Source organism: Paenibacillus sp. FSL R7-0333 (genome assembly GCF_038000365.1).
Taxonomy (GTDB): domain Bacteria; phylum Bacillota; class Bacilli; order Paenibacillales; family Paenibacillaceae; genus Paenibacillus_AQ; species Paenibacillus_AQ silagei.
Map to the genome: position 1 here is coordinate 3,492,356 of NZ_JBBOBZ010000001.1, position 22,165 is coordinate 3,514,520.

The 22,165-nt window shown below is 53.7% G+C and carries 16 protein-coding genes; 11 read left to right on the forward strand and 5 right to left on the reverse strand.

Translation table 11 applies throughout. The annotated features are described in order from the left end of the window. Positions 1-112 precede the first annotated feature (112 nt). Positions 113-1,075, reverse strand: a complete 963-nt coding sequence (locus MKY86_RS14505; RefSeq protein ID WP_076075471.1) for a helix-turn-helix transcriptional regulator — start codon at positions 1,073-1,075, stop codon at positions 113-115. Positions 1,076-1,172: 97 nt separating this feature from the next. Between MKY86_RS14505 and MKY86_RS14510 the strand changes: the two genes are divergently transcribed. Together MKY86_RS14510 and MKY86_RS14515 are read left to right on the forward strand one after the other, a co-directional pair. Next, entirely contained in the window at positions 1,173-1,658 is a 486-nt protein-coding gene (locus MKY86_RS14510) for a GyrI-like domain-containing protein (RefSeq protein WP_076075468.1), read from the forward strand. 25 nt (positions 1,659-1,683) lie between these two features. Next, entirely contained in the window at positions 1,684-2,148 is a 465-nt protein-coding gene (locus MKY86_RS14515; protein WP_076075466.1) for a phage tail protein, read from the forward strand. A 116-nt stretch (positions 2,149-2,264) separates the two neighbouring features. Here the strand turns inward: MKY86_RS14515 and MKY86_RS14520 are convergent, their stop codons facing one another. Both MKY86_RS14520 and MKY86_RS14525 read right to left on the reverse strand, forming a co-directional pair. After that, positions 2,265-3,515, reverse strand: coding sequence for an MFS transporter (locus tag MKY86_RS14520; RefSeq protein ID WP_143803563.1), 1,251 nt, complete (start codon positions 3,513-3,515; stop codon positions 2,265-2,267). Further along, positions 3,512-4,348, reverse strand: coding sequence for a TrmB family transcriptional regulator (locus MKY86_RS14525; RefSeq protein ID WP_076075463.1), 837 nt, complete (start codon positions 4,346-4,348; stop codon positions 3,512-3,514). Before MKY86_RS14525 ends, MKY86_RS14520 begins: the two co-directional genes overlap by 4 nt. Positions 4,349-4,582: 234 nt before the next feature. Between MKY86_RS14525 and MKY86_RS14530 the strand changes: the two genes are divergently transcribed. Then, positions 4,583-5,206, forward strand: coding sequence for a lysozyme inhibitor LprI family protein (locus MKY86_RS14530; protein ID WP_076075461.1), 624 nt, complete (start codon positions 4,583-4,585; stop codon positions 5,204-5,206). Between the two features lie 81 nt (positions 5,207-5,287). On the opposite strand, the gene MKY86_RS14535 is transcribed toward MKY86_RS14530, so the two are convergent. Next, the gene (locus tag MKY86_RS14535) at positions 5,288-6,187 is read right to left on the reverse strand and encodes a DUF1835 domain-containing protein (protein WP_076075460.1); all 900 of its coding nucleotides are present in this window, start codon (positions 6,185-6,187) and stop codon (positions 5,288-5,290) included. Between the two features lie 259 nt (positions 6,188-6,446). On the opposite strand from MKY86_RS14535, the gene MKY86_RS14540 reads away from it, so the two are divergent. From MKY86_RS14540 to MKY86_RS14555, 4 genes are all read left to right on the forward strand, one after another. Beyond that, positions 6,447-12,842, forward strand: coding sequence for a rhamnogalacturonan lyase family protein (locus MKY86_RS14540; RefSeq protein ID WP_076075458.1), 6,396 nt, complete (start codon positions 6,447-6,449; stop codon positions 12,840-12,842). 711 nt (positions 12,843-13,553) lie between these two features. Further along, positions 13,554-14,825 carry a BNR-4 repeat-containing protein gene (locus MKY86_RS14545; protein ID WP_340827080.1) on the forward strand — a complete coding sequence of 424 codons (1,272 nt, stop codon included), beginning with the start codon at positions 13,554-13,556 and terminating at the stop codon, positions 14,823-14,825. A 206-nt stretch (positions 14,826-15,031) separates the two neighbouring features. Next, positions 15,032-15,805 (forward strand): ABC transporter ATP-binding protein, encoded by a 774-nt coding sequence (locus MKY86_RS14550; RefSeq protein ID WP_076075457.1) that lies wholly within the window; start codon positions 15,032-15,034, stop codon positions 15,803-15,805. A 290-nt stretch (positions 15,806-16,095) separates the two neighbouring features. After that, a complete protein-coding gene (locus MKY86_RS14555; RefSeq protein WP_340827082.1) occupies positions 16,096-17,193 on the forward strand; it encodes a peptidase G2 autoproteolytic cleavage domain-containing protein in 1,098 nt (365 codons plus the stop codon). A gap of 88 nt (positions 17,194-17,281) precedes the next feature. On the opposite strand, the gene MKY86_RS14560 is transcribed toward MKY86_RS14555, so the two are convergent. Further along, positions 17,282-18,580: an alpha-glucosidase/alpha-galactosidase gene (locus MKY86_RS14560; RefSeq protein WP_076075454.1), complete on the reverse strand. Its 1,299-nt coding sequence runs from the start codon at positions 18,578-18,580 to the stop codon at positions 17,282-17,284. 181 nt (positions 18,581-18,761) lie between these two features. Between MKY86_RS14560 and MKY86_RS14565 the strand changes: the two genes are divergently transcribed. From MKY86_RS14565 to MKY86_RS14580, 4 genes are all read left to right on the forward strand, one after another. After that, positions 18,762-19,652: an AraC family transcriptional regulator gene (locus tag MKY86_RS14565; RefSeq protein ID WP_076075452.1), complete on the forward strand. Its 891-nt coding sequence runs from the start codon at positions 18,762-18,764 to the stop codon at positions 19,650-19,652. Next, a complete protein-coding gene (locus tag MKY86_RS14570; protein WP_076075451.1) occupies positions 19,649-20,398 on the forward strand; it encodes an AIR synthase related protein in 750 nt (249 codons plus the stop codon). The genes MKY86_RS14565 and MKY86_RS14570 overlap by 4 nt, the downstream gene beginning before the upstream one ends. 258 nt (positions 20,399-20,656) lie before the next feature. After that, positions 20,657-20,809 (forward strand): hypothetical protein, encoded by a 153-nt coding sequence (locus MKY86_RS14575; protein WP_340827086.1) that lies wholly within the window; start codon positions 20,657-20,659, stop codon positions 20,807-20,809. 322 nt (positions 20,810-21,131) lie between these two features. Then, positions 21,132-22,094, forward strand: a complete 963-nt coding sequence (locus MKY86_RS14580; protein ID WP_083684467.1) for an FAD-dependent oxidoreductase — start codon at positions 21,132-21,134, stop codon at positions 22,092-22,094. The last annotated feature ends 71 nt before the right edge of the window (positions 22,095-22,165 follow it).

Genomic DNA, 22,165 nt, shown 5'->3' on the forward strand with positions numbered 1-22,165 from the left:
TAGTCGGAAAACCGATCACATCGGGCAGCAGGAAGGCGAATGGGCAAAATGTAGGCGAAAAACCGATCACAATGGGGCGCGGCGAACGCAACAGTAGGGGGCCGTGCGCTTCCTAAGTACAAAAAAGATCTACTCTAGCCTGCAGCTCCTCCCTTACTTCATCCGGCATTTCCTTCACCTTAAGGTCATCGCCCAGGAATAACAGCCAATTCGTGAACTCCTTCAGCTCCTCCGTGCGGTTCACCTCGACTTCCATTTTCAGGATAGCGGTAGTTTGGTAGGGGTTAGTATAGGACAGCGCCACCCTGAACGGGTGATATTTGCGGTATTGGGCAATGGCCCGGGGACCTAGCTCTAGGACAAGGTTGTTCTTCACTTGCTGCTTGCTAAGCTTCTCCTGAATTTTTTTCGCGCTTGGCCTGTTGGAGCCCGGGTAGGGGATGATATCAGTTAGCTGATCAACCGGGATGATCCGTTTCCTGGAGGCGTCCAGGTCGAAGCACTCGATGAGCCACAGGCTTTTCTCCTGGTAGAGACGTAAAAGATACACAGCATAAGAGATATCCTTCTGGTCTTCCCGGCAGGTAATTAGCAGATAACGGTCCGCCAGCAGGAGCCGGATCAGCTTGTCCAGCATAGGGTGGGGGAGATCGGACAGATCCAGCAGATCAGGATTGCCCGGGTGGGTGCCCTCGAACAGCAGGATCTGATTGAGAAGAACAAGCTCCTCCTGCTGATTCTCCGAGATGAGCCCCAGTAATTTCTCCGTCAGCGACTGGCGGCTCCTGAGATAAGGAAGCTGGCCGTTTCTTGTCGCCATGAAGGCAATGAACAGCGCTTTGACCTCGTTATCCGTGAACCGGACCACCGGAAGGATAGAGTTGCGCATAACGGAATACCCGCCATCCCGGCCCACCTCTGCAACCAGCGGCATCCCGAGCGCCTCGATCTCCCGGATATCCCGCTGGGCGGTCGAACGCGAAATATTGAATTCCCGCATGATTTCCGTCAGCGTAAAATGGGCACGATTGTTAATGTACCGCATGATGATGTTGATCCGTTCTACTTTTTTCATCGCGGCTCCTAAACAGGTTCATTTTTTGACATGGTTCAAGGTTATCATATACATAGCAGGTGAGGAACACAAATATGAATAAAGGCGGGATATAACAATGGCAGGGTATACTATTGCAGAGAAAGACAGCTTTACGGTGATTGGTCTGGGCGTTGATCTTAAGAGTGATTACACGGACTATGCCGGGATTTATAAGGAGAAGATGGATTTTTGGCAGGCGGTCAGTGAAGATGGCAGGCTCGACTTGTTAAAAGGGATTGCGGAGAATGACTATGTGTTTGTGGTGAACGAAGCGGTGAACGGCAAGATGATGCATTATGCCGGGGTAATGGCAGGTGCAGCCGCAAAGATTCCGCAGGAAGCCCGGGTGATTCAATTCCCGAAGGGGGAATACCTCGTAGTGGCAGGCGAAGGAGCGACAACGGAGGAATTAAGCAATACTTTGACGGGCTTGGCCTTCGGACAAGCTTTGCCGCAAGCAGAAGGATACGCCTACGTGGGCGGGCCGAATACCGCTGTGGAGATGGGCAGCCGGGACGGCTCGCTGTATGGCGAAATGTGGATTCCTGTCATAAGAAATTAAGTAACGTAATGGAGGATAACTAACGATGGCATACACAGTTGATTTCAAAGAGGTGTCTTTGCAAGGCCTGGAGTCGTCTCCGGTTGCTGAGGCGCTGGCGGGATTACGTGCGAATGAGGCGCGTTATTTCATGAACAAGTATAAGCATGAATTCACAGTCGTTCCGGCCAGTGAAAGCCAGGAGACGCTGAATTACGTGAACGGGATTCTGAGTAAGGAGCGGGGTCTTGAGTTTGCTGCTAAGCCACTCCAAACGTCGCAGTTCCAGGTGGAGAATATCCGGTTCGCCTACGTTTTCTATGAGGATGGTCTTGCGCTTAACGTAATGTACACGGTGGATGATCCCAAGAAGCGGGCGGTCGGCTTCAAGCTCTCAGAGGGGATGGAGATTCCGAAGGAGCTGGCCGACAAGTTCAAGTTCGCGCGGCAGAAATCGAAGCTGGCCGGTACGATCCGGGGATCGTTTTTTGTGATTAAGGGCGAGTACTAATAAAAATCCCCACAAAGTGAAGTTAAGCTGGGAAGTTTATTCAGAACCTTTGCTGGGACCGCAAAACATATAAGTACTTAAAGAGGGGCTGCCAATCTGGCAGCCCCTTGTATCGTTCAAATCTCCTCCGCTGTATACGTCTTCTGGGTGCGGAGGACCGGGAAGAACCGGTACATCCAGAGCACGGTAATAATCAGGGTGCCCACTCCGCCGATGACAGTTGCAGGCACGGCTCCGACCAGCCCGGCCATCGTGCCGGACTCGAATTCGCCAAGCTGGTTCGAGGTGCCGATGAATAACGAATTCACTGCGTTCACCCGGCCCTGCATCTCCTGCGGCGTGTTGACCTGCACCAGTGTCGAGCGGATAACGACACTCACGACATCCGAGCCGCCGATCAGAACGAGCGCGAACAAGGACAGCCAGAAGCTGTGGGAGATGCCGAACAGCATCGTGGCCAGGGCGAAGACGACCAGCGAGGCGAACAGCATCCGGCCGATGGCCCGTTCCACCGAATAGCGGGTCAGGATGAGCGAGACGATGATCGCGCCTACCGCCGGGGCGGAGCGCAGCAAACCAAGACCGAGCGAGCCGGTCTTCAATATATCCTCGGCGAAGATTGGCAGCAATGCCGTGGCCCCGCCAAGAAGTACAGCGAACAAGTCCAGCGAGATTGTACCCAGGATAATCTTGCGGGCGAAGACAAACCGCAGGCCGCTGAGGAAGGTGTCCATGCTGACCGCGTCCAGCTTCTTGACGAAGTGAACAGTCTTAACGAAGAAGATCAGCACTGTAGATACCAGCAGCGCGGCAAGCGAGGCGATATAGGCGGCAGCCGTGCCCCAGACCACGAGGACACCCCCGAGGGACGGGCCGACGATCATCGCCGTCTGCATTGCAGACGCGGACCAGGCCGCTGCTTTCGGGAGCTGCTCCCGATCCACAATGTCCGGCACCAGCGCAGCCGAGGCCGGACTCTCGAAGGTACGGCACGCGCCAAGGACTGCTGCGGCTGCCAGCAGGTGGACAGCGCTGAGCCATCCTTCGATGCTGCCGAGGACAAGCAGCAGCACGATGAGGCACTCTGTAAGCTGGCACAGGAACACAATGGTTCGGCGGTCATAGCGGTCTGCCGTCTGTCCGGCAGGCAATGTCAGCAGCAGCATGGGCAGGAATTGGGCCAGCCCGACCAGTCCAAGCTGGTAGGCGCTGCCGGTCAGCGCATACATCTGCCAGCCAATCGCCACCGACAGCATCTGGAAGGCACTGGTGGAGAATATCCGCGCGATCCATAGGCGCAGGAATGAGCGGTTATGCAGTACAGACGAGCGTGGAGTATTCGCATTCGATGTATTCAGTGTATTCAATGGGTGTCATCCTCCAAGCGATTAGAATCGGGTTCAGATGCGGGCTCCGGCTTTCGCCCGCGCATCTCAGGGTGTTCCTGGAATATTAAGGCGTAATTCTTGCCGTAACGCGCCTCCAGCTCCGCGGCGAAATCCTGCTCTATGCGCATCATCACGACATCGTGATAATAAGACGTCTGAAGCACATCCAGCACAGCCGGATGGTTGCTCTCCAGCGCCGAAGCCTGCGAATGGCGGGTGAAGCTGCCCAGAAGCGAGGTCTCCTTATCCAGCAGGAGCGAGAAGTTCCGGGCGGTCTTCGGCCCGCCTGCCGGTACGCTATGCACAATGACACGCGACAGCGCTGTAGGTATGTCACCTATCACCATCAGGTGGACGGCAATGCCCCGTTCTTCGGCGGCAAGCAGTGTGTCTTCTATCCGGTGCAGATCCTCCGCCCAGATATCTGCCAGAATCTCTGCGCTGGCATTGGCAGCAAGCCGCTTTACCGCCAGATCCACCTGAGCATCTCCCTTCCAGTTGCTGAAGAAGGGCGGTACAGCAGGCAGGTGGCCCAATTCGTTCTCCAGTAGGTGGGCGGTGCGCTCAAATTCTGCCTGAAGCAGCTTAACGACCTGCCGGACCGGAATTGCAGCGAAGGTCACCGGCTCGCCTTCGACTGTCCGGCAGACTCCTTTATCTACAAGACTGCGGAGCGCGGCGTATACATTGGACCGGGACACGGACACCTGCTTCGCGACCTCGTAGCCCGAGGAGGGCGGCTGTCCGTGCAGCGCCAGATAACAGCGGGCTTCCAGATCGGATAAACCAAGCTTGCGTAATGCTTCAATCATGGGTGAACCGCCTTTCTGTGAGAGTAAGTAATGCTTCGTTGTATGTAGAAGTATTTCAAAATACTACTCCGATCTCAAAGTGCTGTCAAGCAGCAATTCCCCGCCGTCCGCAGCACCGAGCGTCTCATAAAAATGATTACAGTCGGGTGAAATCAGGTAATAACTCTCAAGACGGCTTTAAAAGCCGATATGCAAGAGAGTCTCGACTATAAACCAATGACAGGATGAGGACTTATGCGAAAAGCAATTCTGACTACCATGCTCATCTCCAGTCTGCTAATGGCTGGCTGCGGCAATAACGGGGCGGCAAATGGCGGTACGGCGGCTACTCCAGAGACCGGACAAGCAGCGACGGCAAGCCCTGAGGTTACACCCGAGGTCACGCCGGAGCCGGCAGCTGAGGCTACCGCAGATCCTGCACCGGAAGCTACAGCACAGGCACCAGCACAGACGACCGCACCTGAATCCACGCCGAAGGCCAGTGCGGCGGCGGGGGATTCGCAGCGACAGACTTATTTTGACAAGCTGGATAAGATTGAAGAGGGCCTTAGCGATCTGAAGGCAATGTCAGACACCGGGGTCATGACTGATATGAAGGAGGCCGCCTCCAAGGAGCATGAGCGCTGGGACAAGGCGCTGAATGAAATCTACCAGGAGCTTAAGCAGCAGCTTCCCGAAGCCGATATGGCAAAACTGAAAGAGGAGCAGCTAAGCTGGATCAAGGAACGCGATAAAGCGGCAGAGGATGCGGCTGCCAAGTATAAAGGCGGAACGATGGAGGGGCTGGAATACGCGGCTACCTTGGCCTCAGTGACGAAGAACCGTTGTTATAAGCTGGTTGAGTTGTATATGAAGTAATCAAAGAGCGCAGTGACCCTCTCGTAAGGAGGGCCGCTGCGCTGTTTTTTTGACCATTTGTATGATTGATGAATTATTAACTTAATAAATTTGTGCCCGCTTAAGCAAGAATTGATTCAAATCCCCTGAATATCCTCTGGACACCAAAACACCCTGGTTAACCAATGCCCGCATTCTATTGAGTATAAATGAAGTGCCCAAGAACTGCCGTGAGACTTCGAACACCCGGATGAAGACACTCCCTGCACTAACGTATCCCTTCCTGGCCTGATTCCGTTCTTGCTCCTGTTCCAGTTCAATAACGGACCTGAGAATCACCTCATCCATAGCGCTTTCATCACAGCTAATAATGGCGGCATCTTTCCATAGACGCAGCATTTGATTTTCCTCCGCAAGCCTGAGCCAATCCGATTCGTATCTCCTTCTCTGATCAGATGCAAGCGGGACGCCTTGACTATATTTTTTCACGATAAGCAAGTAATCCTCACGATCGGTTCCGCCTATAAAATGGGGTGTGACCCCTTCTTTGCAATGAATCCCTGCTGAATGATAAAGCTCAGTCACATCAACCATATGCACCGGCTGTATGCGATCCCGCAACAGATGTAATACGAAACGCAGACCAGTCTGGTCATGCGCATTATCCGCCACCCAAATGACGATGATCTTATGGGGCGGGATGCTTTTCACTGTCTGTGACATGCGGACAAGCTGGTTCTCTTGGTGGCAATGCTGGCTGATGCTGTAATTCTCATCACGTTCCGCCACCCATTGATGCCTGTTCTGCATTCCCGTTAATGTGTCCAAGCCTGATAAGGGCCCAATTGAGAACAATTCATTAAAAGCAAGCACTTGGCTTGTCTCACGTTTACCGAGGGCACTGAACGCCACTTTTAGGGAACCTGCATCTGACATGCCAGAAATAATATGTACATATTCTTGTTCCATTCGTTCATTTGAAACTCCATGTGCCTTTGCCATAAACACCCTCCTAACCAAACATATTCACCATGATACCACATATTGGAATCTTGCTTGCCCTCATAAAAGTCGATTCTAGGCTGAAAGTGCTTTTTTTTGAGCAGAACGGATCCCTATTATTTGTTACGCTCCATATGAATGTTACCAGGAAAGGAGGCGGGGGCGCTCAAGCTCAAGCTGGAAGACAACTAGGAGAGCATCTGCACAAGTTTCCCCTGATTTCTAAATTGATTTTAGAATACTAGGAGGAGTTAAGCCCATGGGTAGAAAAAAGAGGTCTGTTCAGAAATCATTGCTCACATTCTTATTATCCTGTCTGCTGGTTTTACCGCTTGCTCTCCCGCCCGCACCGGCACATGCAGCTTCTACCGGAAATCTTCCCGCCCGTCAGGCAGAATATCTGGACCGTGGGTTGGTGGCGGTTCTGACGGATGGCGGCGTGTTTGTGAGCTGGAGGTACTTGAATACGGATTCAGATGAAATCGCTTACAATGTCTATAAAAACGGTATGAGGGTGAATCCGGCTCCGATCGTAGACTCTACCAACTATGTGGATGCGACGGGGGCCGACAGCTCGCAATATCAGATTTCTACGATTGTTGCCGGGAAGGAGGAAATGCAGCCGGAGCGGGCGGCAGTGTGGCATAACTCTTATCTGCCGATTCCGCTGGATAAGCCTGCTGATGGCCGGACCAAAGACGGGGGGACGTATTCCTATTATGCCGGAGATGCCTCTGTTGGGGATCTGGACGGGGACGGGGAATATGAGATCGTTTTCTTGTGGAGTCCCAGCAATTCTAAGGATAATTCACAAGCCGGCTATACCGGGAACGTCTACATCGATGCGGTCAAAATGGACGGCACCAAGCTCTGGCGCATTGATCTTGGCGTGAACATCCGGGCCGGGGCGCACTATTCGCAGCTGATGGTGTATGACCTGGACGGCAACGGCAAAGCCGAGGTGGTGGTCAAAACGGCAGACGGCACCAAAGACGGTCAGGGTACAGTCATCGGTGACGGCACCAAGGATTACCGCAATGACGGCGGATATATCCTGGACGGGCCGGAATATCTGACGCTGTTCGACGGCCAGACCGGCGCTGCGGTGTCCACCGTTGACTATGACCCGCCAAGGGGCAATGTCAGCTCTTGGGGAGACGGATACGGCAACCGCGTCGACCGTTTCCTGGCCGGGATTGCATACCTGGACGGCGTGAAGCCGAGCGTTGTGATGGCCCGTGGCTACTATACAAGAACAACACTTACCGCATACGACTACACGAATGGCGCATTGGTGAAGCGCTGGAACTTTGACACGAACGAAGCTGGCGCACAATATGAAGCACAGGGTAATCACAACCTCAGTGTGCTGGATGCAGACGGTGACGGCCGGGATGAGATCATGTACGGTGCGCTGGCGATTGACGATGACGGCACGCTGCTCTACAGCACCGGACTTGGACATGGAGATGCGATGCACGCCGGGAAGCTTGATCCGAACCGGGAAGGGTATCAGGTTGTCAGTGTGCATGAGCATAAGGATGCTGCTTACGGACTGGAGATGCGCGATGCCGCTACAGGAGAGATCCTCTGGGGACAATTCACCGGCAAAGATACCGGGCGGGGAATGTCAGCAGATATCGATCCGGAGCATCCCGGTTATGAGTCTTGGGCATCCACGATTGTGAATGGTCAGATGGACCCGTTATCCCGCGGCTATGCGGCTGACGGTGAGGTGATTTATGAACAGAATGAAGTGCCGCGAAGTGCGAATTTTGCGATCTGGTGGGACGGGGATCTTCAGCGTGAGCTGTTCGACCACGACTGGAACAACACTACCGCGCAAGGCATTCCGCTCATTTACAAGTGGGATTACCGGAATAAGCAGCTGCAGGAGATTTTTCGGGCGGCGGGTGCGCTAACCAATAATCATACCAAAGGTAACCCGGCCCTTCAGGCAGACCTCCTGGGCGATTGGCGTGAAGAGCTGCTGCTGCGCAGCGAAGACAGCACGGAGTATAGACTCTATACCACTACGATTCCTACAACCTACAGAATTCCGACGCTTATGCAAGATCCGGTGTACCGGCTGGGGATTGCCTGGCAGAACGTGGCGTACAACCAGCCGCCGCACACAGGCTTCTATCTGGGGACGGAGGCCACCGCTTTCCCCAAAGCCAATCTGACACTGACCGGTGCGCCGCAACCGTTGGAGCAGCTATACCACTTCGGGTTCGGTACGCAGCCGCCAGCTGGAACAACCTCTGTACAGGCTACGCCGTACACTGCGGGCACAGGATATGGATTCGAGAGCATCAGCGGAATCACCTTGGGTGCGGGCCACGCTTCTCTGCCGGAGAACACCAAGTTTGCGGTGGACCTGCCGGATGCCAATTACAAGGTGACGCTCAAGCTGGGCAGCGGAGACAGAGACTCAAGTGTAGGGGTCAAATCTGAATTTGTGCAAAAGCTGGCGCTCACTCAAATCCGTGCCGGCACACCACTGCTCTACTCCTATGACATTGCAGTGGTGGACGGCCAGTTAGAGTTTATTTTCTCCGGCACGGCTGCCGATGTGCAGGAGATCAAGATTGAGAAGTACCCGCAGAAGGTCCCGGGAAGCGGAACAACCATCTATATGGCTGGTGACTCGACGATGCAGTCCTACAGCGGAATGCAGGCTCCGCAGGAAGGATGGGGCCAGCAATTCAGTAAATACTTCAGCAGCGGAGTAACGGTCCAGAATGATGCCATCGGCGGCAGAAGCAGCAAGTCGTTTATGGTGGACGGCCGTCTGGATAGTATCCTGCAGCGGATCAGACCGGGCGATTATTTCTTCATCTCCTTCGGCCACAACGATGCCAGCGCAGGTATTCCTGACCGTTATGCCTCTCCGGCAGATTATGCAGCGTACTTGACCCGCTACGTGAACGGAGCGAAGCGGCGCGGGGCCACTCCGGTTCTGTTAACGCCGGTAGGACGCAGGGACTTCAATACCATCACTCAGGAATTCAACGTAAGCTTTCCGGAATATGTGAAGGCGGCAAAAGAAACAGCGGCTGCGCTGAACGTGCCCCTGATCGATCTGAGCCAGTTGAGCGTTGCAGATTATAACCGTATCGGCCTGGCCGCTACGGAGAAGCTTTTCCTCTATGCTAATCCTGGCGAATACCCGAAATACCCGAACGGGGTCAGCGATAATACCCATTTCAGCACGTATGGCGCACAGGTCATTGCCGGTCTGGTGGCGGGCGCAGTGAAGGAGATGAACCTCAGCATATCCCCGTTCGTGATTGATCCCGGTATTACCGAGCCGGAGCCAGAGCCGGAGATACAGCAATATGCGGAGAATTTCGAGGGCGATCCGGCCGCTGCACAATATTCGATGGTGAATGCTACTGGCATTGCCGGAACTATGGCGGGGACGGTTACAGAAGAGAACGGAAATAAGGTATTGTCTGTGACGGGTTCCGGCTCCGGCAACCGCGCCAAGGTATTCCGCCTGTTCGATGCGGTGAACGGCGACATTGTGAATGTCGATTTCAACTGGCATTCCGGCAACGTCAGCGCTGTCCCATCGGAGGGGCATTTAAGTCTGCAGGATGCCAGTGAGAATATTATTTTCACTCTGTTCACCAAGACTGGAGCGGCAAGTCCGAATACGAACATTCATTATTTCACCGGTCCGTATACACCTGACTATGGTACTGGCACCACTGCCATTCCAGGGGGCGGAACCGCTACGACTATTCCCAAGAATCAGTGGTTGAATGTCAAGCTGAAGATTGATTTTGCCGGAAAAACCCTTGATCTCACCTTGACCAGTCTCGCTAACCCAAGTGTCACCCAGACAATCCGTGATATTCCGCTGAGTCCTGGCGTCTATGCGAATAACGTCAGGGGCTTGCGGTTCCTGGGTACGCGAAAAGGAGGAGGAGGCACGCTGAACTGGACTACCCAGATCGACAACGTGAAAATGGAAGGCACCAAGCTGCCGGTGGCAGCAGGCGATATGGCGGCGTTGATTGCGCTGCATCAGGAAGTGAAGGCTATCGATCTCACATCCTACACGGAAGCTTCTGTAGCTGTGGTGCATAGAGCCTTGAACGCTGCCGAGGCGCTGATCGGGACAACAGCCTCGCAGGCGCAAATCGATCATGCTGTGAATATGCTTAAGGTTGCACGCGACTCACTGACCCGTGAGCCTGCTGGGGATATTAATGCGTATTCCTTTGATTTTGGCTCTGGCAGCGCAGCAGACGGCTATACGAAGGTGGATGCCAAACGGGCCTACGTGGAAGGGAACGCATACGGGTTCGCCGACACCGCGCTGGTCCAAGACGAGAACCGGGGAACCGGCAACCCGCTGACAGAGGACTTCACCCGTGTAAACGGGACCTCTTTCGTAGTGGAGATGAAGCCGGCGAATTACCGTGTAACGATGACCATCGGGGATACGAAAGAAGTGACCCATACGGGTGTTACGGTGGAGCAAATGAACAAGCTGCCGGTCACTACCATCCCCTCAGGCCAATTCAAGGAAGTGACGTATGATATCGCCCTGATCGATGGTGTATTTAACTTCAGCTTCTCCGGCAGTACACCGAAGATCAATGCGCTGAAGATTGAGCGCCTCCCGGAGCAGGGAGCGGCCGATAAGCCAACTCTATATTTGGCGAGCGATTCCACCGTGGCCAATTATGCGGAGAGCTACCGTCCGCAGGCCGGATGGGGCGAGACGCTGGGCCGTTATTTTGACACAGAGAAGATCGGTATTGATAACAGGGCAGTCGGCGGCCTAAGCAGCAAAACCTTTCTGAACAGCGGATATCTCAATGATATTCTGCTCGGTATTCATGAAGGGGATTATCTGTTCATGCAGTGGTCGCATAATGATTCCACGCCGTCCCGGCCGGAACGTTATCTTACCCCGGAGCAGTTCAAGGTGTACTTGAAGGATTATATTAACGGCGCTGTGCAGAGAGGCGCGATTCCAGTACTGGTTACACCTGTGAACCGGCGGGATTTCAGTGGTGAGGTGCTGAACAAGAGCTTCCCGGCTTACGTGCAGGCGATGAAGGAAACGGCTCAGGAGACGGGGACGCTGCTGGTTGATTTGAATCAAGCGAGCTGGGAGTATTTTCAGGAGCTGGGCACAGAGGGCACCAAGTCCATCTTCATGTGGACGGGAACCACGGAGGACAACACCCATCTGCAGATGAACGGTGCGATTAAGGTATCGGAACTGGTAGCGGGGCTGGTGAAGGAGCTGAATATTCCGTTGTCCTCCTTAGTTAATCTGGGAGGAGAACAAGCGGACCAGACACCGCCGCATACGGCTGCGGCAGTGAAGGGAGCAGAGCAGAGCGGCTGGTACACATCGGCGGCGGAAGTGACATTCACCGCGAGCGATGAGCAGTCCGGGATTGACCAGACGTATTTCAAGGTGAATGGCGGGGAGCTTCAGGCCGGCAGCAAGCTGACGATAAGTGAGGAGGGCAAGCACACCCTGACCTATTGGAGTGTGGATAAAGCTGGCAACAAAGAGGCTGAGCAGACGATGGATGTGGCGGTTGACCTCTCGCCTCCGGCGGTCGTTATTCAGGGAGAGGCACAGTATACGATTGACCAGCAGGTCGTGCTTAGCTATACGGCTTCCGATTCGGTGTCTGGTGTTGCAGAGCCAAGCGGCGAGTTGCTGAATGCACCTGCATACACACTTGAACCGGGTCTGCATAAAATAACGGTCACCGTCAGCGACCTTGCTGGCCGTGAGACTAGTGTAGACTTCAGCTACAGTATTTACGCTACGTTTGCGAGTCTGGCTGAATTGACCCGGGCCTTCGCGGGTGAATCGGCAGACCCGGGTGCAGCGGCGCTTGCAGAGCAGCTCGCCAGTACGTTAATGCTGGCGGAGCAAGCGGCGGAGGCGCGTGAAGGGGCGAAGGCCCGCTCGCTGCTTGCAGCATACAGCCAGGAGTTGAGCTCTGGGACCGCTGCGGCTTTTACAGTGGAACAAGGGAATGTGCTAACGAGATGGGCCGCATGGATCAGTCAGGGAATACCGCTCGCGGACAGCGCTCCAGGTATGCCGGTGCTGTCAGATAATAACGGGCATGATACAGGGCTGCGGGACGGCGATTATACAATTACGATGAATCTCTGGTGGGGCAATAATGGCACCCGCTTCAAGCTCTATGAGAATGGCGAAAAGATTGAAGAAGGCGCTCTGACAGACCAGTCACCGTCCGCCCAGTCCGTGCAGATCGATATTACCGGCAGACCGAACGGGACTTACGTCTATACGCTGGAGCTCAGTAATCTGCATGGATCGGTGACGAGCGCACCCTTGACGGTGACGGTCACCGATGCCTCCCCAGGGCAAGCAGTATTATCAGGTGATAACTGGGACGGGGACGGCAACTATGCGGTGATGATGAATCTGTGGTGGGGGACGAATGCAACGGAATACCGGCTGTACGAGAATGGAGTATTGGTTGATACACAGACTCTACAGGCGCATACCCCGGATGCCCAATCCGCAGTCACTGCAATCTCCGGCAAAACCCCCGGAACCTATGAATACGAAGCCGTCTTGCGCAACGCAGCAGGCGAGACCAGATCTGCGAAGATGACAGTGACTGTAGGGAAGTGAGCGGCTGGCTGAAGACCGGATGATGCGCTTGATCGTGTGAAATTTAGTGGAAAAGCCCGGGGAACCGGGCTTTTTTGTGCTTCGAGAGATACATCTCAAGGCTTGGTCTGAATGGGGATGGAGGAGAGGCGGGAGGAGCATTAGTGCCCCTGAATTAAGCGAAAGTAGGCGGCAATCGAAAATGAAGAGCAAAAGTGCACCTGAATCCAGCGAATGCGGGCCGGACGGGGCAAATATAGTGCACTAGTGCCCCCGAATGTACCGGATACGAGCAAAACGAGCAAATAAGGAGCACTAGTGCACCTCCCTACGAAGGATGCCGCTAAAAGTAGGCGAAGAGTAAAAGAGAGTGGGCATTCATACAATTTGGTGGAGCTATTACAATAAAAGCCGCCAGTTACAGCAATCTTGCAATAGTACAGTAACAATCCTTATAGCAGCATGCTATTCTTGGGCCAGCAACAGCAACAGCAACAGCAACAGTAACACTAGCATCTAGCACATGTCACACTAGGACCAGGCATACGAACACCAGGATAGTTGCTGGAACGGGGAGGCGGGACCGGAGATATATGTATGCGTTTACACTTAGGTGGTTTTGTGTTCGTTTCTCTTCGATAACATTCCATTCAGTAGACAGGTAATGCGTTCACATTGCTACCCGGTAACTATTTATGTATGTAAGACCAAGAATTAAGGGAGGCGTAATCGTTGAAGCAGATCAAACACTGGATGCTTACTCTTGTGATGACGTTGCTGCTGACTTCAGTGCCAGCGGGGACGGGGAGCGCGGCGGCTGTGCTGGAGGAGGTGCCTTTTCCGATGGATTCCAGCAATCAGGCGGGATGGTGGTCTCCTCTTGCCACCTATGGGCTTGGCTATGAGTATGCCTATATGGCTTATAATGCTCCGGGGTCTATCCCCGGCAAGCATACAGTAGCTATTGCAAGAAGAGACAACGACGGGGGATGGAGCAAGCTTCCACTCATGGATGGGACAACCCCGGCGGAATATCCGGATGATCTCGGGCATAACCAGCCTTCTATAGCGAGAGACGGGAGCGGGCGGTTCCACGTTTTTGCTTCCATGCACAGCAATGCCTGGCGCTATTACCGCTCAGATACCGTGGGCGGGATTCCGCAGAATCACTCGGACGAGCTGCCCGCAGGCATGACGGTAACCTATCCGGTTGTGACGACTGCTCCGAATGGAGATCTGTATTTGCTGGTGCGTGCTGACAAAGACCCCGCCGGCAAAAGAGAGGCCGTTCTGTTCCGCTGGAACAATGCCGATTCCGTATGGACTCAGGTCAAAATCATTGCGGCGCACCTCAACCGGTCTGTCTATCCCGATGACCTAGTCTTTGATGCGAACGGCGATCTGCATATCTTGTTCGAGTGGGCGTACTTCGCGGCCAGCCCGCTGCGCCATCAGTTGTCCTATCTGAAGTACAGCCCGTCCACGGGTGTATTCAGCAAAGCCGACGGAACTCCGGTCACAGCACCGGTCTCCCTGACTACTGCGGACATCGTGCAGCCAATGGCTCCAAGCGAAGCCTATGTGCAGAGCGGCAGTGACCCCGGCGGTCCGGGCGTACAGAGCGCTAAGATGACGCTTGACTCTGCGGGTCGTCCCGTAATCGCTTACCGTTACCGTGAGGAGGGCAGCACAAGCTTTGCGGTGAAGCAGGCCACATACGGTGCAGGCGGCTGGTACTTGGAGACCGTCTACAACGCTACTCCCACCAATGCGTCGATCGATGTAACCTGGAACGGTACAGCAGCCAGAATCTATTATGTCCGAAGCAGCGGAGAGGGCCGTGCGTTCATGGCAGTGAACAGCGGCGGAGGCTGGACCGAGACCTCGCTTGCACCGGGTATCCCGGTTGAACGGCTGGCGGTAGACCGCAGCCCGAAGGGCATTGACATCTTGTACTTGGTAGATGTAACGAACCTGAAGCTTTACTATGGGCGAAATAACTAGGCTGGCCAAATTGATCACCGCACAACTATACTATCCACTTAATGAAAGGCCCGGACATTCGCCCGGGTTCTTTCATTTGCAGTTTGCCCGGAATGGGCATCATTTCCAGGATGTAAGTCCGGGCAGGTCTAACAAGCGCAGAATACATTGAGCTGCTATAATGTTTCATTAGAAGATTATTACGAAGCAAGGGAGAGCACCGGAACATGATTATATCGCTTGAACAGGTGTCATGGCGGCGTGAGCAGACGATGATTCTGCATGAGATGAATTGGCAGGTGGAGAAGGGGCAGCACTGGTGCATAGTCGGTCTGAACGGATCAGGCAAGACGACGATGCTGAATGTCGTGAACGGCTATATCTGGCCGACCCAGGGTCAGGTGGAGGTGCTGGGCCACCGCTTCGGCGATGTGGACCTGCGGGAGCTGCGCAAGCGGATCGGCTGGGTCAGCACCTCTTTGCAGCAGAAGCTGTACGGCCATCAGACGGCGTTGAACATCATTCTGAGCGGCAAGTTCGCCACGATCGGGCTATACGACAAGACGGAAGAAGAGGACCTGAAGCAGGCAGCGGAGCTGCTGGAATTCCTGGATTGCTCGGCCCTGGCATCGCGCACTTATGATACCTTGTCACAGGGACAACGCCAGAAGATTCTTATCGCTCGGGCTCTCATTGCAAACCCTGATCTGCTCATCTTGGACGAGCCTTGTACTGGACTTGATATTTTTGCGCGGGAGCAGCTGCTGCAGATGATCGAGAAGATCACGAAGCAGGAAGGCGGCCCCACCTTGCTCTATGTGACCCATCATATCGAGGAAATTACACCATGCTTCACCCATACCCTGCTGGTTAAGAAGGGGGAAATCTATAAAGCTGACGAGACGGCGGAGTGCCTGAAGTCAGAGGTGCTCAGCGATTTCTTCGATACCCCGGTTGAGGTGCAGGAGCATCATAACCGGAGATGGCTTACGTTGGGTTGAATAAGAGGCGTTGCAGGCATCCATGACAAATAGTGTTTTGTACCCGGGAGACATGCCGTGTCCATTCCATCAAGTCCGCAATATTGTGTAGTGTAGGACCATAAAAACCACAATATTAGGAGGAATGGCTTATGGCAGATGAAGGATGCAATCAGACCGCTTCCGGATCTTGCTCACATGCAGAGGGGAACTCTACTACCGCAAGCGGGTTTGCTTCCCATGCTGAGGGGTATGAGACCACAGCCAGCGCTTCTGCGGCTCATGCTGAAGGGTACCAGACGCTTGCAGTATTGGATACGTCCCATGCCGAAGGGAGTGGGACGCTTGCATCAGGACCGGCCGCACATGCGGAAGGCTACAGGACCTTTGCAGTCAATGATGCTGCCCACGCTGAGGGAGGTTTAACTACTGCTTCCGGAACGCAATCACACGCTGAGGGTGCTCAAACGACTGCTTCGGGTGTAGCTTCACACGCGGAAGGGAATCAGAGTACTGCAAGTGGAGAATATTCCCACTCAGAAGGCTACCTGACTGTAGCTGCTGGTTCTGCTGCTCATGCAGAAGGCTTCTCAACACTGGCAAATGGGTTTATCTCTCATGCTGAAGGTTCCTTCACTGAGGCCAATGGAAACTTTTCTCATGCTGAAGGTTCAGGTACAATTGCAGGTGCTCAGAACTCTCATGCTGAAGGGAACAGTACAGTTGTTCTGCCAGAACACAATGATGCTCATATTATGGGTACTTATGGTGAAACACTGTTTCCTGCTTCTTGGCATTTAGCCAATGGTAATCCAGCCGCTCCTGACCTGGCTGCTGTGCTTCAGGGTTCTACAGGAAATTTATATCTACAAGGCACTGTAATATCTCCTGGGGCAGACTATGCCGAAATGTTTGAGACGGTGGATGGATTGCCGATAGAGCCTGGATATTTTGTAACCACGGATGGAGAGCGGGTCAGAAGAGCAACCCCAGCAGATCAATATATCTTGGGCGTGGTCAGTGCAAGTCCTTCTGTGCTTGGTGATGCAAGTCCTTTGAACTGGAAAGGCAAATACGAAAGGGATGAATGGGGCAGGGTTAGATATGAAGACCGGGAAGTGAGGGCTGTGACAGACAGCAAAGGTAATGTTATGGCACCTGCATATACTATGAGCACAGCTGTTGTTAATCCCCAATTCGACCCTTCCCAAAAGTATGTATCGCGGATCGATCGTGCAGAATGGGTGGCTGTAGGAACCATGGGCAAGCTTCTGGTCCGGGATGACGGAACCTGCCAGGTGAACGGATACTGTCTGCCTGGTGAGAATGGAGTAGCGACCGCTTCAGTAACAGGGTATCGCGTTCTTGCAAGAACAGCACCGGATCAAATCAAAATTTATGTGAAATAAATGGTTCTGCAAGCGCGCAACGCAAAAATAGAAGGCAGCAATTCTCCAGTTATAGAGGATTGCTGCCTTTGTTATTGAGAATTAATTTTTATTGATACTTTGGCAGCCATTCACCATGAGCCGCGATCAGATCATCGCACATACTGACAATGTCGTCCATCGACAACTCGGCAGCGGTATGCGGGTCCAGCATGGCGGCGTGGTAGATATGGTCCTTTTTGCGAGTCATAGCGGCTTCTATGGTCAGGAGCTGGGTGTTAATGTTGGTCCGGTTCAGCGCTGCGCACTGCGGCGGCAGATCGCCTACGAAGGTTGGCGTTACGCCACTTCTGTCCACCAGACAAGGCACCTCGACACAGGCTTCACGCGGCAGATTGGTGATCAGGCCCGTGTTCATCACATTGCCGCCGATCTTGAACGGTACATCCGTCTCCATGGCTTCCAGGATGTAAGAGGCATATTCATGGGAACGCTCATGCGTCAGATCCTGATTGTTCACCAGCTCCCCGCGCATCTGCTCCCACTGCTTAATCTGTTCCACGCAGCGGCGCGGATATTCGTCCAGCGGAATCTGGAAGCGTTCGATCAGCTCCGGGTAGTTCCGCTTGATGAAGTACGGATGATACTCGGCGTTATGTTCAGAGGATTCCGTAATATAGTAGCCGAATTTAAGCATCATCTCGTAGCGGACCATATCGTAGTGAGACTCAAGCTGCTTTTCGGCCGCACGTCGTTTGATCTCCGGGTACAGATCCTCGCCGTCTCTCGTGACTTCAAGCAGCCAGGCCATGTGGTTGATGCCGGCGATTTTGGCTTGTACCCCTGTCTTGTCAATGCCGAGGTGGTCGAATAATCCGGGAATACACTGCTGCACGCTGTGGCAGAGTCCAATAGTATTCACACCGCCGTAAGTGTTCATGACATTCGTCAGAACAGCCATTGGGTTCGTATAGTTCAGGAACAGCGCATCCGGACAGACTTCGCGGATATCCGCTGCAAAATCCAGCATCACCGGAATGGTGCGCAGGTTGCGGAAGATACCGCCGATGCCTACCGTATCCGCAATGGTCTGGCGCAGGCCGTATTTCTTGGGAATCTCAAAATCCGTAATCGTACAAGGATCGTACCCGCCGACCTGAATGGCGTTCACCACATATTTAGCACCGCGCAGCGCTTCCTTGCGGTCAGTATACATATTGACGGTACAAGTGCTGCCGCTGCTTTTCTTCAGATTCTGGAGCATACTCGCTGAGTCATTCAAGCGCTGAAGATCGATATCGAATAATGCAAGCTCGAAGCCCTGAAGGGCAGGTGTAGCCATGATATCGCCGAGGACATTCTTCGCGAAGACGGTACTTCCGGCACCGATAAATGTAACTTTAGACATAAGTGATAAGCCTCCTATAAGATGCGTGAAAAGCCTTCTGTCATACAACCGCTTGCGGATGAAACTGACAGAAATGTGCTGGAACAGAAGCTTTTTGCGCTGATTTCTACTATAATCACTATAGAATAGAACCGCTGCGCAGGCTATGGAGAAAGACAAGATACATATGGAGGAATGTTGCATGGACCCGGAGCATTATGAATTCACCCTGGGCATCAACCTGACGCCGGAGGAGCAGGAGCTGTCCGTGCTGTTCAGCGGGGAAGGGAGGCCGCATCCCGGCCACACTGTCGGGCCGTCCGTACATGATTTCTACCTGATCCATACCGTTCTGGAGGGTAGAGGCCGGTTCGAGAGCGATACATTCTCGGCGGAGTGCAAGGCAGGAGATACCTTTGTGATTATCCCGGGGATGTTATTCAGTTATAAAGCGGACGAGGGCCACCCGTGGCATTATGCGTGGGTCGCCTTGCAGGGCATTGGCGTGCTGGATCAGCTTCGGACGGTCGGGATCACCAGGGAGCGGCCCTTCGCCCATTCGGAATCGGTCCCGGAGCTGCATAACCTGTATAAGGGCATCCGGAAATCCTTCAAGCAATCCGCATATCCACGGCTGGAGAGCCTGGAGGCTTCGGGCTGGGTGCGGCTGCTGCTTCACCGCTTTGGGCGGGACAATCTGGATCAATTGCCGCCGCATCCGTCTGAAATGCCGGAGATGATCGACCGGCAGATCGACCAGGCGATCCGCTGGATTACGCTGCAATTTCACCAGCAGCTCAGCATTGATCACATCGCGTCCTCGCTCGGCTACCACCGGGTTCATTTATCCAAGGCGTTCAAGCAGCGGACCGGAATGTCACCGAAGCAGTATCTGCTCAAAGTCAGGATGGACAAGGCCAAGGAACTGCTCGCAAGCCCGCTGACCATTGAACAGGTGGCCTCTTCCGTCGGCTTCAATGACGCCTTGTATTTCTCCAAGCAATTCCGCAAAGCTACGAACATGCCGCCGAGTGAATACCGGGCCGCACTTAGGAACGGGAACGAAAAAGATACAGGAGGATCAAACATATGAAACTGCAAGTTCAGCGAATCCGTGATCTGACCATAGTACGGAGAGGGGGAGGCCGGGTGCTGGTCATCGGCTGCGATTCCAGCGCCAGCATCGGGAATAAGCCGATGGATGCGGTGCAGACACCCCCGGCTGTCGCAGGCTATTATGCTGCCAGAGTTGCAGTAATGGAGGTGCTGTCTGTGGGGGCGGAGATCTTAACGGTCATCGATACCTTAGCGGTAGAGAAGGAGCCTACAGGAAATGAGATTATCCGGGGCATCCACAGGCTGCTTCAGGAAGCGGGACTGACTGCCGCCCATGTGAACGGCAGCACCGAGGATAATTTCGTGACCTGCCAGACTGGTATCGGTATTACTGTGATCGGTGAGGCCGATGAAGGGCATCTGAAGGTGGGTTGTTCACAGAGCGGAGACTGTATTGTGATGCTGGGCGAACCGCTGGTCGGAAGCGCTGTTCTGGAGCAGGAAGCAAGCCAGTGTACCCTCCGTCAGCTCCAGCTTCTGGCCGCTGCTCCTGAAGTCCATGACATTCACCCGGTCGGCTCTAAGGGAGCCTTGTATGAAGCAGGACTGCTGGCGGAGCTAAGCGGCTGCAGCTTCCAGCCGGTGCCTGGAATAGCGGATAAGCTACAGGCATCCGGGGGGCCGGCGACAGCGGTGATTTTTGCGACAGAGGAACGTAGGATTAGCGAGCTTCAGTCCGAAATAGGCGGCAAGATGGAGATTATCGGTTATTTGCAGCCTTGAACGGCTTGCGTAAGATCCATACCAGTGCGAACAAGGCGGCTTTGATTAAGGCAAATCTGCCTTGCCAGCAAACAAATGGATAAACGTATCTTAATTTCCCTCTTTCTGCGAAATGTCCTGAAACAAGTGGAAAAATAGCAACTGCTGCTTACGGATTGGGCCGTTTAAGGTAACGAGTGATTATTTAAGTGCCATTTTTCCAATTGTTTCCTCAGCATGGCCCATACGTTCCTCAGGAAGTGGAGAAAATCCAACTAAATGCGCTCCCGCAAACATACACATCCCAGTCTCATCCGCTATCCAAGCGCAATGGGCGCTGCCAGCCCCTTGCAGACGGCGGAATGGTATGAGCTGGAGAATGTACAATCTTTCTATCAATTTTTCAATCAGCATAAGCATCTGTTTGAATAAGGCTTAATAAGCGCCAGGAAGCGCCACAATTGACATCATTCAAATTCAAAGTTATTATAGACACACATAGTCCTTAATAAGGGCGATGCTGATGTACATTGCAGATTGGCGATGTAGATTGGACGATGCAGGTTGGTCGACGCAGATGTTCATTGCAGATTGGCAATACAGATTGGCGAACGCGGGTGAGCGATGGAGATGCGGTGTCTATTTTTTTGTAATATTCACGGACTACAGTAGTCTCTAATGTCCGCAAATCGACCTGCCGTCACCGCCACACCAGACACCAACCACTCAAACCAACCACAGGGAGGAATTACAAATGACGAATCTGAAAAATAATGATGCAGCAAATGTAGTTAATACAGATGCAGCAAATGCAGACGCAGTAATTATCGGCGGTGGCCCAGCCGGCCTTAATGCCGCGCTGATGCTGGGCCGTGCACGCAAACGGACGATTGTGATTGATGCGGGGCAGCCGCGCAATGCGGTCACCCGGGAAGCGCACGGCTTTCTGACCCGGGACGGGATCGCTCCGTTCGAACTCCGGCGGATTGCCATAGAACAGCTAGGCGCTTATCCATCCGTTTCACACATTGAAGATACAGTAGTGTCCATTACCGGGGAGAATGGGGCCTTCCTGCTGAAGACGGCTTCAGGGCTTAAGCTGACCAGCAAGAAGCTGCTGTTCGCCGCAGGCATGAAGGACCGCAGGCTGGACATTCCGGGGCTGGCCAAGGTCTACGGGAAGAGCGCCTTTGTCTGTCCGTACTGCGATGGCTGGGAATTAAGAGATAAGCCGCTGGTAATCATCAGCAGAGGAGCAGCACTCATGCATCTGGCTCCGTTGTTATATGGGTGGACTAAGCAATTTGCGGTCTGCACGAATGGACCCGATGAGCTGACAGAAGCAGAACGCGAAGAATTGCGTGCCCACGCTATTCCGTTATTCGATACTCCTATTCGCGAGATTGCATCAGATGAAGGCATGGTTAACCATGTGAAGCTTATGGATGGAACAGAAATTCCGTGTACCGGAATATTCTTCCGGCCCGAGCTGGCTCCGGGAACGGATCTGCCGCATTCCCTGGGCTGCCGGATATCTGAGCAGGGTATCCTTGAAGTCGGCGAGTCCGGCCAGACCAACGTGCCCGGGATCTACGCCGCCGGGGATGCCGCCTCCATGATGCATCAATCCATCGCTGCGGCCGCATCGGGCGCGCTTGCTGCTGCTGCGGTGAATGGTGAATTGAACCGGGAAGCCTGGAAGGCCGGGCTTGCATAATTTTTCCCTCAATAGCACAGGATAACATCACTATGAATATGAAATTCAAAGGATAGCGCAGGGAGGGAGTA

Bases quoted from the DNA above. Each gene is read 5' to 3' on its own strand.
- MKY86_RS14505 (WP_076075471.1), bottom strand. From the start codon at position 1,075: ATGAAAAAAGTAGAACGGATCAACATCATCATGCGGTACATTAACAAT.
- MKY86_RS14510 (WP_076075468.1), top strand. From the start codon at position 1,173: ATGGCAGGGTATACTATTGCAGAGAAAGACAGCTTTACGGTGATTGGT.
- MKY86_RS14515 (WP_076075466.1), top strand. From the start codon at position 1,684: ATGGCATACACAGTTGATTTCAAAGAGGTGTCTTTGCAAGGCCTGGAG.
- MKY86_RS14525 (WP_076075463.1), bottom strand. From the start codon at position 4,348: ATGATTGAAGCATTACGCAAGCTTGGTTTATCCGATCTGGAAGCCCGC.
- MKY86_RS14530 (WP_076075461.1), top strand. From the start codon at position 4,583: ATGCGAAAAGCAATTCTGACTACCATGCTCATCTCCAGTCTGCTAATG.
- MKY86_RS14535 (WP_076075460.1), bottom strand. From the start codon at position 6,187: ATGGCAAAGGCACATGGAGTTTCAAATGAACGAATGGAACAAGAATAT.
- MKY86_RS14540 (WP_076075458.1), top strand. From the start codon at position 6,447: ATGGGTAGAAAAAAGAGGTCTGTTCAGAAATCATTGCTCACATTCTTA.
- MKY86_RS14550 (WP_076075457.1), top strand. From the start codon at position 15,032: ATGATTATATCGCTTGAACAGGTGTCATGGCGGCGTGAGCAGACGATG.
- MKY86_RS14560 (WP_076075454.1), bottom strand. From the start codon at position 18,580: ATGTCTAAAGTTACATTTATCGGTGCCGGAAGTACCGTCTTCGCGAAG.
- MKY86_RS14565 (WP_076075452.1), top strand. From the start codon at position 18,762: ATGGACCCGGAGCATTATGAATTCACCCTGGGCATCAACCTGACGCCG.
- MKY86_RS14570 (WP_076075451.1), top strand. From the start codon at position 19,649: ATGAAACTGCAAGTTCAGCGAATCCGTGATCTGACCATAGTACGGAGA.
- MKY86_RS14575 (WP_340827086.1), top strand. From the start codon at position 20,657: ATGCGCTCCCGCAAACATACACATCCCAGTCTCATCCGCTATCCAAGC.
- MKY86_RS14580 (WP_083684467.1), top strand. From the start codon at position 21,132: ATGACGAATCTGAAAAATAATGATGCAGCAAATGTAGTTAATACAGAT.